This window comes from Serratia sp. CY47280, assembly GCF_052168655.1.
In the GTDB taxonomy this organism is placed as follows: Bacteria; Pseudomonadota; Gammaproteobacteria; order Enterobacterales; family Enterobacteriaceae; genus Serratia; species Serratia bockelmannii.
The window spans coordinates 1-14,850 of record NZ_JBJNMG010000003.1 but is presented as its reverse complement, the minus strand read 5'-3'; the positions used below and the strand labels follow the sequence as shown (position 1 = coordinate 14,850).

17 protein-coding genes and 1 other annotated feature are annotated in these 14,850 nt (G+C 55.9%); of the genes, 9 read left to right on the top strand and 8 right to left on the bottom strand.

All coding sequences use genetic code 11. The features are described from left to right. The first annotated feature begins 30 nt into the window (after window positions 1–30). Genes rpsP through rplS form a run of 4 tightly spaced genes read left to right on the top strand, consistent with a single transcriptional unit; the run spans window position 31 to window position 2,071 of the window. Entirely contained in the window at window positions 31–279 is a 249-nt protein-coding gene (rpsP, locus tag ACJ8J4_RS14410) for a 30S ribosomal protein S16 (protein ID WP_004932501.1), read from the top strand. Between the two features lie 18 nt (window positions 280–297). Then, window positions 298–846, top strand: coding sequence for a ribosome maturation factor RimM (rimM, locus tag ACJ8J4_RS14405; protein WP_019455135.1), 549 nt, complete (start codon window positions 298–300; stop codon window positions 844–846). A 52-nt stretch (window positions 847–898) separates the two neighbouring features. Then, window positions 899–1,666 (top strand): tRNA (guanosine(37)-N1)-methyltransferase TrmD, encoded by a 768-nt coding sequence (trmD, locus tag ACJ8J4_RS14400; protein WP_004932485.1) that lies wholly within the window; start codon window positions 899–901, stop codon window positions 1,664–1,666. A 48-nt stretch (window positions 1,667–1,714) separates the two neighbouring features. After that, window positions 1,715–2,071 carry a 50S ribosomal protein L19 gene (gene rplS / locus ACJ8J4_RS14395; protein ID WP_025301638.1) on the top strand — a complete coding sequence of 119 codons (357 nt, stop codon included), beginning with the start codon at window positions 1,715–1,717 and terminating at the stop codon, window positions 2,069–2,071. Window positions 2,072–2,214: 143 nt separating this feature from the next. On the opposite strand, the gene ACJ8J4_RS14390 is transcribed toward rplS, so the two are convergent. The 4 genes from ACJ8J4_RS14390 to ACJ8J4_RS14375 form a co-directional block, all read right to left on the bottom strand. Continuing rightward, window positions 2,215–2,442 (bottom strand): ogr/Delta-like zinc finger family protein, encoded by a 228-nt coding sequence (locus ACJ8J4_RS14390; protein WP_025301639.1) that lies wholly within the window; start codon window positions 2,440–2,442, stop codon window positions 2,215–2,217. A gap of 63 nt (window positions 2,443–2,505) precedes the next feature. Further along, a complete protein-coding gene (locus ACJ8J4_RS14385) occupies window positions 2,506–3,021 on the bottom strand; it encodes a lysozyme (protein WP_049208782.1) in 516 nt (171 codons plus the stop codon). After that, window positions 3,005–3,226 carry an HP1 family phage holin gene (locus tag ACJ8J4_RS14380; RefSeq protein ID WP_025301641.1) on the bottom strand — a complete coding sequence of 74 codons (222 nt, stop codon included), beginning with the start codon at window positions 3,224–3,226 and terminating at the stop codon, window positions 3,005–3,007. The genes ACJ8J4_RS14385 and ACJ8J4_RS14380 overlap by 17 nt, the downstream gene beginning before the upstream one ends. Before the next feature lie 249 nt (window positions 3,227–3,475). Then, entirely contained in the window at window positions 3,476–4,240 is a 765-nt protein-coding gene (locus ACJ8J4_RS14375) for a DUF481 domain-containing protein (RefSeq protein WP_025301642.1), read from the bottom strand. A gap of 506 nt (window positions 4,241–4,746) precedes the next feature. On the opposite strand from ACJ8J4_RS14375, the gene ACJ8J4_RS14370 reads away from it, so the two are divergent. Beyond that, window positions 4,747–5,823 carry a 3-deoxy-7-phosphoheptulonate synthase gene (locus ACJ8J4_RS14370; RefSeq protein WP_142591891.1) on the top strand — a complete coding sequence of 359 codons (1,077 nt, stop codon included), beginning with the start codon at window positions 4,747–4,749 and terminating at the stop codon, window positions 5,821–5,823. Between the two features lie 3 nt (window positions 5,824–5,826). Beyond that, the gene (tyrA, locus tag ACJ8J4_RS14365; RefSeq protein WP_016929015.1) at window positions 5,827–6,948 is read left to right on the top strand and encodes a bifunctional chorismate mutase/prephenate dehydrogenase; all 1,122 of its coding nucleotides are present in this window, start codon (window positions 5,827–5,829) and stop codon (window positions 6,946–6,948) included. Window positions 6,949–7,002: 54 nt separating this feature from the next. Here tyrA and pheA read toward each other — a convergent pair whose 3' ends face one another. The 4 genes from pheA to bamD form a co-directional block, all read right to left on the bottom strand. Next, window positions 7,003–8,160 carry a bifunctional chorismate mutase/prephenate dehydratase gene (pheA, locus tag ACJ8J4_RS14360; protein ID WP_025301644.1) on the bottom strand — a complete coding sequence of 386 codons (1,158 nt, stop codon included), beginning with the start codon at window positions 8,158–8,160 and terminating at the stop codon, window positions 7,003–7,005. 42 nt (window positions 8,161–8,202) lie between these two features. Further along, window positions 8,203–8,329, bottom strand: a sequence feature (Phe leader region). Then, the gene (locus ACJ8J4_RS14355; protein ID WP_101428074.1) at window positions 8,281–8,328 is read right to left on the bottom strand and encodes a hypothetical protein; all 48 of its coding nucleotides are present in this window, start codon (window positions 8,326–8,328) and stop codon (window positions 8,281–8,283) included. (Overlaps the previous feature by 48 nt.) A gap of 122 nt (window positions 8,330–8,451) precedes the next feature. Further along, complete coding sequence (raiA, locus tag ACJ8J4_RS14350) at window positions 8,452–8,793, bottom strand: ribosome-associated translation inhibitor RaiA (RefSeq protein ID WP_004932457.1); 342 nt, start codon at window positions 8,791–8,793, stop codon at window positions 8,452–8,454. 312 nt (window positions 8,794–9,105) lie between these two features. Continuing rightward, complete coding sequence (gene bamD, locus ACJ8J4_RS14345; RefSeq protein WP_004932456.1) at window positions 9,106–9,837, bottom strand: outer membrane protein assembly factor BamD; 732 nt, start codon at window positions 9,835–9,837, stop codon at window positions 9,106–9,108. A 131-nt stretch (window positions 9,838–9,968) separates the two neighbouring features. Between bamD and rluD the strand changes: the two genes are divergently transcribed. The 3 genes from rluD to clpB all read left to right on the top strand — a co-directional run bounded on the left by rluD (window position 9,969) and on the right by clpB (window position 14,381). Beyond that, window positions 9,969–10,946 (top strand): 23S rRNA pseudouridine(1911/1915/1917) synthase RluD, encoded by a 978-nt coding sequence (gene rluD, locus ACJ8J4_RS14340; protein ID WP_025301645.1) that lies wholly within the window; start codon window positions 9,969–9,971, stop codon window positions 10,944–10,946. After that, entirely contained in the window at window positions 10,946–11,677 is a 732-nt protein-coding gene (gene yfiH / locus ACJ8J4_RS14335; protein ID WP_025301646.1) for a purine nucleoside phosphorylase YfiH, read from the top strand. The genes rluD and yfiH overlap by 1 nt, the downstream gene beginning before the upstream one ends. 130 nt (window positions 11,678–11,807) lie before the next feature. Next, window positions 11,808–14,381: an ATP-dependent chaperone ClpB gene (gene clpB, locus ACJ8J4_RS14330; protein ID WP_025301647.1), complete on the top strand. Its 2,574-nt coding sequence runs from the start codon at window positions 11,808–11,810 to the stop codon at window positions 14,379–14,381. Window positions 14,382–14,850 lie beyond the last annotated feature (469 nt).

Sequence of the window (14,850 nt, the reverse complement as noted above, 5' to 3'; positions counted from 1 at the left end):
CCGGCTGTTTTATTAACTAAAGAGGATGTTATGGTAACAATTCGTTTGGCACGTGGCGGCGCTAAAAAGCGTCCGTTCTATCAAGTAGTAGTGACCGACAGCCGCAACGCTCGTGATGGTCGTTTCATCGAGCGCGTTGGCTTCTTCAACCCGATCGCTTCCGGTCAGGCTGAAGCACTGCGTCTGGACCTGGACCGCATCGAGCACTGGGTTGGTCTGGGTGCAACCGTTTCTGATCGCGTTCACGCGCTGATCAAAGACGCTAAGAAAGCAGCTTAATCTGTCGCGGTGGTGGCAATGAGCAAGCAACTCAAACCGGTAGCGCCTAAGCAGCCGATTGTACTCGGTAAAATGGGGTCCGCTTACGGCATTCGTGGTTGGCTCAGAGTGTTTTCATCCACCGAGAACGCCGAAAGCATTTTTGACTATCAGCCGTGGTTTATCCAGCAGGCGGGTCAGTGGCAGCATATCGAGTTGGAAGACTGGAAGCGCCACAGTCAGGATCTGATCATCAAGGTCAAAGGCATTGACGATCGGGACGCGGCGAATCTGCTGACTAATCGCGAGATTATGGTGGATTCTGAGCAACTTCCTCCGCTGGAGGGTGACGATTACTACTGGAAAGACCTGATGGGCTGCCAGGTAGTCACCACCGCTGGCTACGAGCTGGGTAAAGTCATCGATATGATGGAAACCGGCTCGAACGATGTGATGGTTGTGAAAGCGAACCTGAAAGATGCGTTCGGCATGAAGGAGCGGTTGATTCCGTTTCTTCATGGGCAGGTTATCAAGAAAGTCGATCTCACTGCCCGCGTGATTGAGGCAGATTGGGATCCTGGTTTTTGACCCCCGGATCAAACGGTCGAAGCAAGTGGAATAACGGTAAGGGGATTGGCTTGTGTTCATCGGTATTGTAAGCCTGTTTCCTGAGATGTTCCGCGCTATCACCGATTACGGGGTGACTGGCCGGGCAGTAAAAAATGGCCTGCTGAGCGTGCAGTGTTGGAGTCCTCGCGACTTCACCTACGACCGGCATCGTACCGTGGACGATCGCCCTTACGGCGGCGGCCCGGGAATGCTGATGATGGTGCAACCTTTACGGGAAGCCATTCATGCGGCGAAAGCAGCGGCAGGCGAGGGAGCAAAGGTGATTTATCTGTCACCTCAGGGGCGCAAGCTGGATCAAACCGGCGTGTGCGAACTGGCGGCCAATCAGAAGATGATTCTGGTATGCGGCCGTTACGAAGGGATAGACGAGCGCGTAATCCAAACCGAAATTGACGAAGAATGGTCAATCGGCGATTACGTTCTCAGCGGCGGGGAACTGCCGGCAATGACCCTGATTGATTCAGTCGCCCGTTTCATACCGGGTGTGCTGGGCCATCAGGCCTCAGCGGAGGAAGACTCCTTCGCCGACGGATTGCTGGACTGCCCGCACTATACCCGCCCAGAGGTGTTGGAAGGGATGGAGGTACCGCCAGTTCTGCTGTCGGGTAACCATGCCGAGATACGTCGCTGGCGCTTAAAGCAGTCGCTGGGCCGAACCTGGCTTAGAAGACCTGAACTTCTAGAAAGCCTAGCTCTGACTGACGAGCAAGCGGTGTTGCTGGCTGAGTTCCAACGGGAACATCAGGCCAGGCAACAGGACTATGAAGGAAACGTCTGACAACAGACGGGACCGATATATCAGTTTACCTAGGGTAAGAGACATATTATGAGCAACATTATTAAGCAACTTGAACAAGAGCAGATGAAACAAGACGTACCTGCATTCCGTCCGGGTGATTCCGTGGAAGTGAAGGTATGGGTCGTTGAAGGTAGCAAAAAACGTCTGCAGGCATTCGAGGGCGTGGTTATCGCTATCCGTAACCGCGGTCTGCACTCTGCATTCACTGTTCGTAAGATTTCCAACGGCGAAGGTGTTGAGCGCGTATTCCAGACTCACTCCCCAGTAATCGACAGCATTGCTGTGAAACGTCGTGGTGCCGTTCGTAAAGCTAAACTGTACTACCTGCGTGAGCGTACTGGTAAGGCTGCTCGTATCAAAGAGCGTCTGAACCGCGTTGGCTAACGCTGCATCCAAAAGTTAATAGTTATCAGGGGTTGGCATTATGCCAACCCCTTTTTTTATCTTAAATCTCGACTGGTTACATTTGCGAGATTTTGTCTGCGCGCCGCCAACATAATAAAGCCTGCATAAGCAAGCTTTTTGCATTATAGCGCCGCGGCGCTTTGTTTATGCTGACTCTCCGGCGGGTGAGGCTGCGCCGGGATAATGTCATCGCCAGGTTTGACGATCACCCGCGCGACGGACTCGTGCGTGGCGAACGTGCAGCTGCAATTGATGTTGCGGCATTGATGGTAACGCTCTTTGGTCGACTCGCTCAGATAGCGGCTGGAGCGAGTGTGGGCCACGTGACCGCATAGTGGACAGTGCATCATAAGAACCCCCTTGAACAAATTAAGTGAAATTGTTGTGGCATCACCCTTTGGCGAGCGAACTCGTCATGATGAGGCAATCCCCTGCAAGCACAGTGCGCGTTCCATGGCGCGTCGCTGTTCCAGCCCCTTATTTTTCTTTCCGTTTACGTAAATCCAGCGTGGTAACTGATCGCAGGCCTGCCGCCACTGGCGCTGTTGCAGCAGCGCGACCAGCGTAGAGTGGCAGGCTGCGCCGACGCCCACATTGAAGGCGAAGGCGATCACTGCGTCATAGGTTTGTTGCGAGAGCGTATGCGGCAGGCAAGCGGCCATGCCGCGTTCGGTGCGGCGAACATCGTCTACCAAATCCACCGCGGCTTTGCGTTCATCTATCATCTTGTCTGGGATGACGCCGGCAGTGTGTCCAATGCCCTGTGTCCACACCCCGGCGCTACACTGGTAAGGCGACAGGCGGCAGCCTTCGAGATCGGCGATCAGCCTGAGGCCGGCTTCTGAGGTTTGCAGCTCGCCAAATGACGGCAATAGCACGGCGATGGCCAAAACGGTGGCGACGCTGCAGCGCTTAACGATTGCATTCATCGTAAATTTTCCTCCGTGATGCCGCATTGCGTTCAATAGCCTTCAAGATCTGCAGGCTTTTACGTCGGTAGTACCAGTTCACCAGAAACGTGCCGATGCCTACCGCCGCACCGACTAGAAAGGCAATGTCCTGCGGTGACAGCTTGCCGAGCCAGGCGAGAAACAACGCCATGGCGTAGGTGATGAATGAGGTGATTTTCTCCATAGCTTATGCTCGCTTTGTTTACAGTCTCTCGGGAGCTGTGGCGGCTATCGATGCGTTTCTGGCCACTCTCTATCGAAATCCATCATGCCCCGAGGCTGTATAATAATTACTGTATATGCATACAGTATTAAGCTATTTGCTAAAGTCGTCAATGGGTGGGGTGAATATTTTTAGCAGATTGTGCAAAAGAGGGCGGCAGGCATAAAAAAAGCCCATCAATGATGGGCTTTGAGAAATATTGGGGGGAAATTACAGGCCGTAGACCAGCGTGACCGAGGTCGTCGTGTCGGTGTTCTTCGGCGCCGAGGCCGGCGGTTTGCTGTTGTAGGTCACGGTGTAAGCCACGCGCAGCGAGAAGCGATCGTTGATCGCCACGTTCAACGCGCTTTCCGAGTTCAGCGTGGTTTCTTCGTTCGCCAGTGCGGAAACGCCCTGAATGAACTTGGTGTTGTCGGTCAGCTGATAGGAATAGTTGGCCGCGCCATAGGCCAACCCTTTGGTCGAGCGGCCGCCGCCATGGTATTCGTCATGGCGCACGCCGGGACCGAATTCCACCCGCAGATCGCTAAGCGGCCCGTTGAGGAGTTGACGGCCGTAGCCGCCGGTCAGCGTGGAGCGTGAGTCGTAACCGTTGAAACGGTCGCTCAGCCAGCTGGCCTGGCCGAACAGGTAGTTGCGATCGGTCAGGTTATAGCGCGTACGGCCACCGGCCTGGTATTTTTCGGACGAGCGCACGTTGGAGGAGGTGGTGTTGTTAGCCGCCCCCCACAGGCTGTACGCCGCGTCGCTGTTGAACCAGGTCATGTTGGTGTTGGCAAGCAGGGTGGAGCTCTGCGAGTTGCCTGACTGGGCGTTGTAGCCCGCCTGCACGTTGCCTTCGAATGGTTTCTTGGCGGTGGCCGGATCGTCCATCGCGGTGAAAAGCGTATTGTCGGCAAAGGCTGAAACACTGGTGAAAGTCGTTAAGCAGCAAATATACAGCGGAAAAGCGCGACGAGCGCGAGAAGAGAGCATCTTGGATCCAGTTGTTAAGGGTGGTTATTGTTGATGACGGTCACATTATATCGGTTCATTTCAGCGACAAAAATAGCCGCTATTAGCTTAAGTTTTTAATTTTTATTCCTCATTTATTCGCTTTTCTTCTACTGAAATTCATCGCTTTCGGCGGCATTTCGTGCTGAGTCTGACGGTATCCGCGCCTGCCCGTTCGTTGGCGCCGAGACGGGCGGCGTATCTTGACTGTAAAACAAGTTGTACATATATGTTTACGATGTAGGACTTTCGCCGGGAAGGCGAACAGGTGCGTTTTGAGGCGCTTGTGAATTTATTATTTAATTGAATTTGTTTGTTTTTATTGTATTTTCTTGATGTGTTTATGCATGTTATCTCATAAGAGAAATTATGGTAATTTTTTATTTACGGAAATTGGATTGAAAACTTTACATATCGTGATAGGGTAGAGCCCTGAAACGCTCAATGTTCCATTTCAACGCATAACGCCAAACGACAGGAATAGCATCATGCAAAAAGACGCGCTCAATAACGTACACATCAGTGCAGAACAGGTTCTCATCACGCCGGAGGAGCTGAAGAACCAGTTCCCGCTCAGCGCCGACGACGAAAATGAAATCGCCACCGCGCGTAACACCATCGCCAACATTTTGCAGGGGCGCGATCATCGCCTGTTGGTCGTGTGTGGGCCTTGTTCGATCCACGATCCGGATGCGGCACTGGACTACGCCCGTCGTTTGAAAACCCTGGCGGCTGACTTGAGCGATCAGCTGTATATCGTTATGCGCGTTTATTTTGAAAAACCCAGAACCACTGTCGGCTGGAAAGGTTTGATCAACGATCCGTACATGGACGGTTCGTTTGACGTTGAAGCAGGCTTGCATATCGCGCGTCGCCTGTTGCTGGATCTGGTGGGCATGGGCTTGCCGTTGGCTACCGAAGCGTTGGATCCGAACAGCCCGCAGTACCTGGGGGACTTGTTCAGCTGGTCGGCGATCGGTGCGCGTACCACCGAATCGCAGACCCACCGTGAAATGGCTTCTGGCCTGTCGATGCCGGTCGGGTTCAAAAACGGCACCGACGGCAGCCTGGGTACCGCCATCAATGCCATGCGCGCCGCCGCTATGCCGCACCGCTTCGTCGGCATCAACCAGGCGGGCCAGGTTTGCTTGCTGCAGACTCAGGGCAATCCGGACGGGCACGTGATCCTGCGCGGCGGTAAAACCCCGAACTACAGCGCCGAGCACGTTGCGGCCTGTGAAAAACAGATGCTCGAGGCGGGACTCCATCCGTCCTTGATGATAGATTGCAGCCATGGCAACTCGAATAAAGACTATCGCCGTCAGCCGGCGGTGGCCGAGTCCGTGGTGGAGCAGATTAAAGCGGGTAACCGCTCGATTACCGGCATTATGCTGGAGAGCCATCTGCATGAGGGCAATCAGTCTTCCGAACAGCCGCGTGCTGACATGCGTTACGGCGTATCCGTCACCGACGCCTGCATCGACTGGGAGAGGACGGAAACGCTGCTGCGCCACATGCATCAGGAACTCGGCGCTGCGCTGAAGGCACGCACGGGAGAAAAGTAAGTTATGGTGGCAGAACTGACCGCGCTGCGCGATCAAATCGACGAGGTGGACAAAGCGTTGCTGGATCTGCTGGCGAAACGCCTGCATCTGGTAGCGGAAGTGGGGGAGGTGAAAAGCCGCCACGGTTTACCGGTTTATGTGCCGGAGCGCGAGGCGGCGATGCTGGCCTCGCGCCGCCAGGAGGCGGAAAACCTCGGCGTGCCGCCGGATTTGATCGAGGACGTCTTGCGCCGTGTGATGCGCGAATCGTACGTCAGCGAGAACGATAAAGGTTTTAAAACTCTGTGCCCGCAGCTGCGGCCGATCGTCATCATCGGCGGCAACGGCCAGATGGGCCGGCTGTTCAACCGTCTGCTGACGCTGTCGGGTTATCAGGTCAGGGTATTGGATCAGGAAGATTGGCCGCAGGCGGAACAGCTGTTGGCGGATGCCGGTATGGTGATCGTCAGCGTGCCGATCCACGTGACCGAGCAGGTGATAAGCCGCCTGCCGCCGTTGCCTGACGACTGTATTCTGGTGGATTTGGCGTCGGTGAAGAATCGTCCGCTGCATGCGATGTTGGCGGCGCACAGCGGCCCGGTGGTGGGGTTGCATCCGATGTTTGGTCCGGACGTGGGCAGCGTGGCGAAGCAGGTGGTGGTTTACTGCGATGGCCGCCAACCGGAGGCTTACCAATGGCTGCTTGAACAGCTGCAGGTGTGGGGGGCGCGGCTGCATCGTATCAGCGCGGTCGAACACGATCAGAATATGGCGTTTATTCAGGCGCTGCGGCACTTCGCCACCTTCGCCTACGGGCTGCACCTGGCGGAAGAGAACGTGCAACTGGAGCAGCTGCTGGCGCTCTCCTCGCCGATCTACCGGCTGGAGCTGGCGATGGTTGGCCGACTGTTCGCGCAGGATCCGCAGCTGTACGCTGACATCATCATGTCGTCGGAAGAAAACGTGGCGCTGATTAAGCGTTACTACCAGCGCTTCGGCGAGGCGATCAAGCTGTTGGAGCATGGCGACAAACAGGCGTTTATCGATAGCTTCCGCAAGGTAGAGCATTGGTTCGGCGATTACGCCCAGCGCTTTCTGGTGGAGAGCCGCACGCTGTTGCGGCAGGCTAACGACAGCCGGCAGTGAAACGCGGGCAGTAAACGTAAAGGGTTCGGCCAAGCCGAACCCTTTTTTATGGTTTCAGGATGGGTTGACCGGCACCACGGTGTCGCTCGGGTAACAGCCCAGCACCTTCAGCGAGCGGGTGATTGGCGTCAGATCGCGCAGCGCTTTTTGCATCGCCTCGGCGCGTAGGTTGGCCTGCACATCGATATAAAACATCTCTTCCCACGGATTGCCGTTGATCGGGCGTGACTCCAGCTTGGTCATGATGATGCCGTTGTCGCGCAGTACCAGCAGCGCTTCGACCAGTGCGCCGGATTGTTGGCCGGTCGCCATGATCAGCGTGGTTTTGGCCGGCACCTGTTCGGAGACGTCGATCGCTTTGCGCGCCAGGACGATAAAACGGGTGATGTTCTGCTGCTGGTTGGCGAGGTTGTGTTCCAGCACCTGCAGCCCATACAGTGCGCCGCCGGCTTCGCTGCCCAGAGCAGCCACCTTCGGCGAATTCAGCTTGGCGACTTTCTCCATCGCGGCCGCTGTGCTTTCAGTGTATTCGATTTTCCAGTGTGGGAAGCGGTTCAGGAACTGACTGCACTGCTGGAACGGTTGCGGGTGGCTGTAGACGGTTTCAATCTGGCTCAGATCGCTGTCGCCGGCAATCAGAACGCAGTGGTTGATCGGGTTGGTCAGTTCGCCGACGATCGACAGGCTGGTGTGCTGCAGCAGATCGTACACCTCGTTAATCGACCCGGAGCTGGTGTTCTCGATAGGCAGAATCGCATAGTCCGCCTGGCCGGTTTCCACCTGGGTGAAGATATCCTGAAACTTCTGGCAGCCGCATTCGATCAGCTGATCGAAGTGGCGGGCAGCGTATTGGCGTGCTGCCAGATGTGAGTAAGAGCCTTTTGGGCCGAGGAAGGCGATGCGGGCGGAATGTTGGCTGACGGGGTTGAGCTGGTGCTGTAGCAACGCCTGCTGGGTCAGGACGGAATCTTCGATGATCAGTTGAAACAGGCGGGTGACGTAAAAGCCGTCCAGGTCGTAAGGCTTGGCGGCGGCGATCAGCGCATCCAGCAGATCGCGCTCGCGCTCTTTATCGCGGATCGGGCGATGAGAGTGCAGCTTGGTCTTGCCGACTTCGATCGCCAGCTCACGGCGTTCCGCCAGCAGGGCCAACAGTTTCAAGTCCAGTGCGCTGATGCGCTCGCGCAGCACCAATAACGGGTTGTCAGTCATAATCAGCTTCCGCCTTCAGTTCTTATTCGTTGTAAAACAGCCATAAAAAAAGCCTCCTGTTTCCAGGAGGCTTTGTTGTTCGTCTTCGCATTCTTTCTTACACGACGAAACGCCTCCCAGTCAGGGGAAGGTAAAAAAGAATGCGAAGAAAAACGGTGTGCGTGGCATGGTCTACCTAAGGTTAATGCGAACAGGTTTTAAAGTAACCGCTGGCTTTTACCCCGTCAACAAAAATACCCGACAAAAAACGCGCCCTCGGGCGCGTTTGATGCGGCAATCGCTGTCGGACGGTTATTCCTGCTCTTGCGTGACTTCCGGCACGATGTCTTTCACGCTGGCATTGCAGCGGCGCGCTTCGCCTTTATGCTGCACCTTGTTCAACTGGCGTTCCAGCTTGGCGATCAGCTCATTAACGGCGGTGTACATGTCATCATGTTTGGCGCTGGCGACCAGCGGGCCGTTAGGCGTGGTAATGGTAGCGTCGGCGACAAACCCCTGCGGTTCTTTAGATAAGACGATATGTGGGTTTATCAGCTGGGTCTGCCATTTTTCCAGTTTGGTGAGACGGTCTTCGACGTGATTGCGGATTGCGGGAGTGATATCCATTTGTTTGCTGGTAATGTTCAATGTCATATAACTTACCTCTCTGTCTTTCCGTCTTGGTGAACCCAGCATACCCCGCTTTTTGTTTAAATGCGTGATGTAAATCACGATTTTTTGTCACTTTTTGCAAAGTTAGTTCAATCTGTGATTCAGCATTTGAATTGGCTATCTAATGCTTGAGAGTTGCCGCCGGATGGCGCATTATCGATGAGTTGACCGGTGAGGAGCGCGAGCTAACACCGTGTTTTTACTTGTGTATTTTTCCAGTGGAAACCCGGTCGACGCCAATGAAAACGGCAGCCGAGGCTGCCGTTTTGTTTTTCTGCCGTTACCGACGCGCGCTTATTGCGGGTTGGCGGCGATCACTTTGGCCACTTTGTCAGCCTGGCCGTTCAGCTGCAGCTGCTTGTAGGCATTTTCCATCAGCGGCAACACGTCGTGCGTCGCTTTGGTATCCGGGAATTCACGCAACATCTGTTCGGCGCGATTAACGACCGCGACGTAAGCACCGCGTTTAGTGTAGTATTCCGCCACCGAAAGCTCATACTTGGCCAAGCGGTCTTTCAAATACACCAAACGCTTGTTGGCGTCGGTCGCGTATTGGCTGTTCGGGTATTGCTGAATCAACTGGCTGAAGTCGCGGAACGCAGCGCGAGCGTGCTGAGGATCGCGGTCAGAACGGTCAACCCCGAAGAAGCCCTGCAGCGCGCTGTCATCGAGCGCCATGTCGGTCAGGCCGCGCATGTACATCACGTAATCGATGTTCGGGTGCGTCGGGTTCAGACGCATGAAGCGATCGATGGATGCCTGAGCCATCGGCAAGTCGGCGGCCTTATAGTAGGCGTAAATCAAATCCAGCTGGACCTGCTGGGAATACGGCCCGAAAGGATAGCGGTTATCTAACGCTTCGAGTTGCGTAATCGCGCCCTTGAAGTTACCGTCCTGCAGTTTTTGCTGCGCGGTAGCATAGATTTCCGAAGGTGGGTTGTCGGGAACCGCATCCTTGGATGTGGAGCAACCTGCCAGCGCCAGGCTCAACGTGGCTGCCGCCACCAGATATTTCATACGCGTCATGACGTTTTGATTATCCTCAGGGTGTTATTCCGGGAGACTGTCCGTTAAGCTCCCGACAAAGACCAGGTACAATAGCACATTATATTAAACGGCATCGCCGTGAAAACCCAACGTTAACGAAGAAGCTGCATATGGCACAACAAGTACAACTCACCGCAACGGTGGCCGAATCTCAACTCGGACAACGTTTAGATCAGGCTTTGGCCGAATTGTTCCCTGATTATTCACGATCTCGCATAAAAGAGTGGATCCTGGGCGATCGGGTGAAGGTCAATGGCAAAACGTCAAACAAACCGAAAGAGAAGGTGCTGGGCGGAGAGACCGTCGCCATCGATGCACAGATTGAAGAAGAGGCGCGTTGGGAGCCACAGGATATCGCGCTGGATATCGTCTATGAAGACAGCGACATCCTGGTGATCAACAAACCGCGCGATTTGGTGGTGCATCCCGGCGCCGGTAACCCGGATGGTACGGTGCTCAATGCGCTGTTGTATCACTACCCGGAAATTGCCGACGTGCCGCGTGCCGGCATCGTGCACCGTCTGGATAAAGACACCACCGGCCTGATGGTGGTGGCGAAAACCGTGCCGGCGCAAACCCGGCTGGTGGAAGCGCTGCAGGCGCGCGAAATCACCCGTGAATACGAAGCGGTGGCGATCGGTACCATGACCGCCGGCGGTACGGTAGAAGAGCCTATCGCGCGCCATTCCACCAAGCGTACCCACATGGCGGTGCACCCGATGGGTAAGCCGGCGGTAACGCACTACCGCATCATGGAACACTTCCGTGCGCATACTCGCCTGCGCCTGCGCCTGGAAACCGGCCGTACTCACCAGATCCGCGTGCACATGGCCTATATCAGCCATCCGCTGGTGGGCGATCCGCTGTACGGCGGCCGTCCACGTCCGCCGAAAGGCGCTTCGGAAGCCTTCATCAGCACGCTGCGCGGCTTTGACCGTCAGGCGCTGCACGCCACCATGCTGCGTTTGTATCATCCGATCAGCGGCATCCAGATGGAGTGGCATGCGCCGCTGCCGCAGGACATGGTTGATCTGATCAACGCGCTGAAGGCGGACACCGAAGAATTCAAAGATCAGATGGACTGGTAATGAGCTCGCTCATTCTGCCTGACTGGCCGTTGCCTCCCGGCGTTAAGGCCTGCAGTACCACGCGCGGCGGCGGCGTCAGCCTGCCGCCTTATGACTCGCTGAACCTCGGCACCCACGTCGGTGACGAGGAGCAAGCGGTGACACGCAATCGGGAACGATTGGTTATCGCCGCCGGTTTGCCGCAGATGCCGGTGTGGCTCGAGCAGGTGCACGGCACTCGCGTGGTGACGTTGACGGGGAAAGCACCTGCCGATTTGCGGGCGGATGCGGTGTACAGCAATGTGCCGGGGCAGGTGTGTGCCGTGATGACGGCGGATTGTCTGCCGGTGTTGTTCTGCTCGCAGCACGGTGACGAAGTGGCTGCCGCCCACGCCGGCTGGCGCGGATTGTGCCACGGCGTGCTGGAGCAAACCGTGGCGGCGTTCAGCGCCGCACCGAGCCAGATTAGCGCCTGGCTGGGGCCGGCGATCGGTCCGCAGCAGTTTGAGGTCGGGCCAGAGGTGCGGGCCGCTTTCATGGCGGAAGATGCTGAAGCTGCAGCGGCATTTACCCCGCACGGCGATAAGTTTTTGGCTAATATCTACCTGCTGGCTCGCCAACGCTTGTTGCGTGCAGGCGTTCAGGCCATCTATGGTGGCGATCGCTGCACGGTTAACGAAACGAGCCATTTTTTCTCCTATCGACGCGACGGAATAACCGGACGTCTGGCAAGTTTAATCTGGCTGATATAACCTATTGAATTAGGACGATCCAACGACGCATGGCGTTGTACCGAAAATTTAGCGTCGAGATAACCTTGAAAATTTGAGGGATGACCTCATTTAATCTCCAGTAGCAATTTCGACCCATCTTGGAGGTGTTATGCGTCTGGATCGTCTTACCAACAAATTCCAGCTTGCCCTCGCCGATGCCCAGTCACTAGCCCTTGGGCACGACAACCAGTTTATTGAACCGCTACATCTGATGAGCGCCCTGCTTAATCAGGAAGGGGGCACGGTTCGTCCACTATTAACTTCCGCAGGTATCGATGCCGGGCGTGTGCGCACCGAGATCGAACAGGCGCTGTCCCGTTTACCGCAGGTAGAAGGCACCGGTGGCGACGTTCAACCGTCCCATGAGCTGGTGCGCGTCCTGAACCTGTGCGACAAGCTGGCGCAGAAGCGCGCGGACAAATTCATTTCTTCCGAGCTGTTTGTGCTTGCGGTGCTGGAAGATCGCGGCTCGTTGACCGACTTGTTGAAAGCGGCCGGCGCGACGGCCGACAAAATCAGCAAAGCCATTGAACAAATGAGAGGCGGTGACAGCGTGGAAGATCAAGGCGCCGAAGACCAACGGCAAGCATTGAAGAAATACACTATCGATCTGACCGAGCGCGCCGAGCAGGGCAAGCTTGATCCGGTGATCGGCCGTGACGAAGAGATCCGCCGCACCATCCAGGTGCTGCAACGTCGTACCAAAAACAACCCGGTGCTGATCGGCGAGCCTGGCGTGGGTAAAACCGCCATCGTCGAAGGCCTGGCGCAGCGCATCATCAACGGCGAAGTGCCGGAAGGGCTGAAGCACAAGCGCGTATTGTCCCTCGATATGGGCGCCTTGATCGCCGGGGCCAAATATCGCGGCGAGTTTGAAGAGCGTCTGAAAGGCGTGCTCAACGATCTGGCCAAGCAGGAAGGCAGCGTTATCCTGTTTATCGACGAATTGCACACCATGGTCGGCGCCGGTAAGGCGGATGGCGCGATGGATGCAGGCAACATGCTGAAGCCGGCGCTGGCGCGCGGCGAGCTGCACTGCGTTGGCGCGACTACGCTCGACGAGTATCGTCAATATATAGAGAAGGATGCGGCGCTCGAACGTCGTTTCCAGAAAGTGTATGTGGCGGAGCCGAGCGTGGAAGACACCATCGCTATCCTGCGCGGCCTGAAAGAGCGTTATGAACTGCACCACCACGTGCAAATCACCGACCCGGCCATCGTGGCGGCGGCAACGCTTTCGCACCGTTATATCGCCGATCGTCAATTGCCGGACAAGGCTATTGACCTTATCGACGAAGCGGCGTCCAGCATCCGTATGCAGATGGACTCCAAGCCGGAGTCGCTCGACAGGCTTGAGCGCCGCATCATCCAATTGAAGCTGGAACAGCAGGCGCTGAATAAAGAGTCTGACGACGCCAGCAAGAAACGCCTGGACATGCTCAGCGATGAGCTGGGGCAGAAAGAGCGCGAATATTCTGAGCTGGAAGAAGAGTGGAAAGCGGAAAAAGCGTCGCTCTCCGGCACCCAGAACATCAAGGCTGAACTCGAGCAGGCCAAAATCACCCTGGAGCAGGCGCGCCGCGTCGGCGATCTGGGGCGGATGTCGGAACTGCAGTACGGCAAGATCCCTGAGCTGGAGAAACAGCTCGCCGCCGCTACGCAGGCCGAAGGCAAGAGCATGAAGCTGTTGCGTAACCGGGTGACCGATGCGGAGATTGCTGAAGTGCTGGCGCGTGCCACCGGGATCCCGGTGGCCAGAATGCTGGAAGGTGAGCGCGACAAGCTGCTGCGCCTGGAGCAAGAACTGCATTCGCGAGTGATTGGCCAAGACGAAGCGGTCAGCGCGGTCTCCAATGCGATCCGCCGCAGCCGTGCGGGGCTGTCCGATCCTAATCGGCCGATCGGTTCGTTCCTGTTCCTCGGCCCGACCGGGGTGGGGAAAACCGAGCTCTGCAAGGCACTGGCTTCGTTCCTGTTCGACAGCGACGACGCTATGGTGCGTATCGATATGTCCGAGTTTATGGAGAAACACTCCGTGTCGCGTCTGGTCGGTGCGCCTCCAGGTTATGTCGGTTATGAAGAGGGCGGCTACCTGACGGAAGCCGTACGTCGCCGGCCTTATTCGGTGATTCTGCTGGATGAAGTCGAGAAAGCGCATCCGGACGTGTTCAATATTCTGTTGCAGGTGTTGGATGACGGCCGCCTGACCGATGGTCAAGGCCGTACCGTCGATTTCCGCAATACTGTGGTGATCATGACGTCCAACCTGGGGTCCGATCTGATCCAGGAGCATTTCGGTCAGATGAACTACGCGCAGATGAAAGAGTCGGTGATGGAGATGGTGAGTCACCACTTCCGTCCGGAGTTCATCAACCGTATCGACGAAGTGGTGGTGTTCCACCCGCTGGGCGAGAAACACATTGCCGCGATCGCCAAGATTCAGCTGTCGCGTCTGTACAAGCGTTTGGAAGAGCGCGGTTACGAAGTGACCATGACCGAACCGGCCCTGGCTCTGTTGAGCAAAACCGGTTACGACCCTGTGTATGGTGCGCGTCCGTTGAAGCGTGCTATTCAGCAGGAGATCGAGAACCCGCTGGCGCAGCAAATCCTGTCTGGCAAGCTGATCCCCGGCAAGCTGGTAACGCTGGATGTGGAAAACGACCATATCGTTGCACGCCAATAACGACAATTAAGCGTAATAAAGATGAAAGGGAGCGGGTGGCCGCTCCCTTTTCTTTACCTTCGCTTGTCCCTGTTTACAGGGTTTGCCGCTATTACTGTGCTAAAACCGGTATTTTCTGACTAATAAACATCCTAAAAAGGCGTTTTTGGTGATTATTTGAACGCTTGAAAGGTTTTTTGCATTTAGGGGTTGCGGCCTGCCGAGAACTCCCTATAATGCGCCTCCACTGACCGGGAACAACGACTGACAAGCCGCCGGGTCAGCGAGAGAAAAGCGAAATAAACGCTTGACTCTCCGGGTGAAAAGCGTAATATACGCCACCTCGAGTTAGCAAGCGAAAGCACCTAGCTCACTGCTCTTTAACAATTTATCAGACAATCTGTGTGGGCACTCCACAAGACGATATCCAGCATCTTCGGATGCAAAAAAATATCAAGTCTTGAAGAGTGACTAACTGAAGTAAAATTCA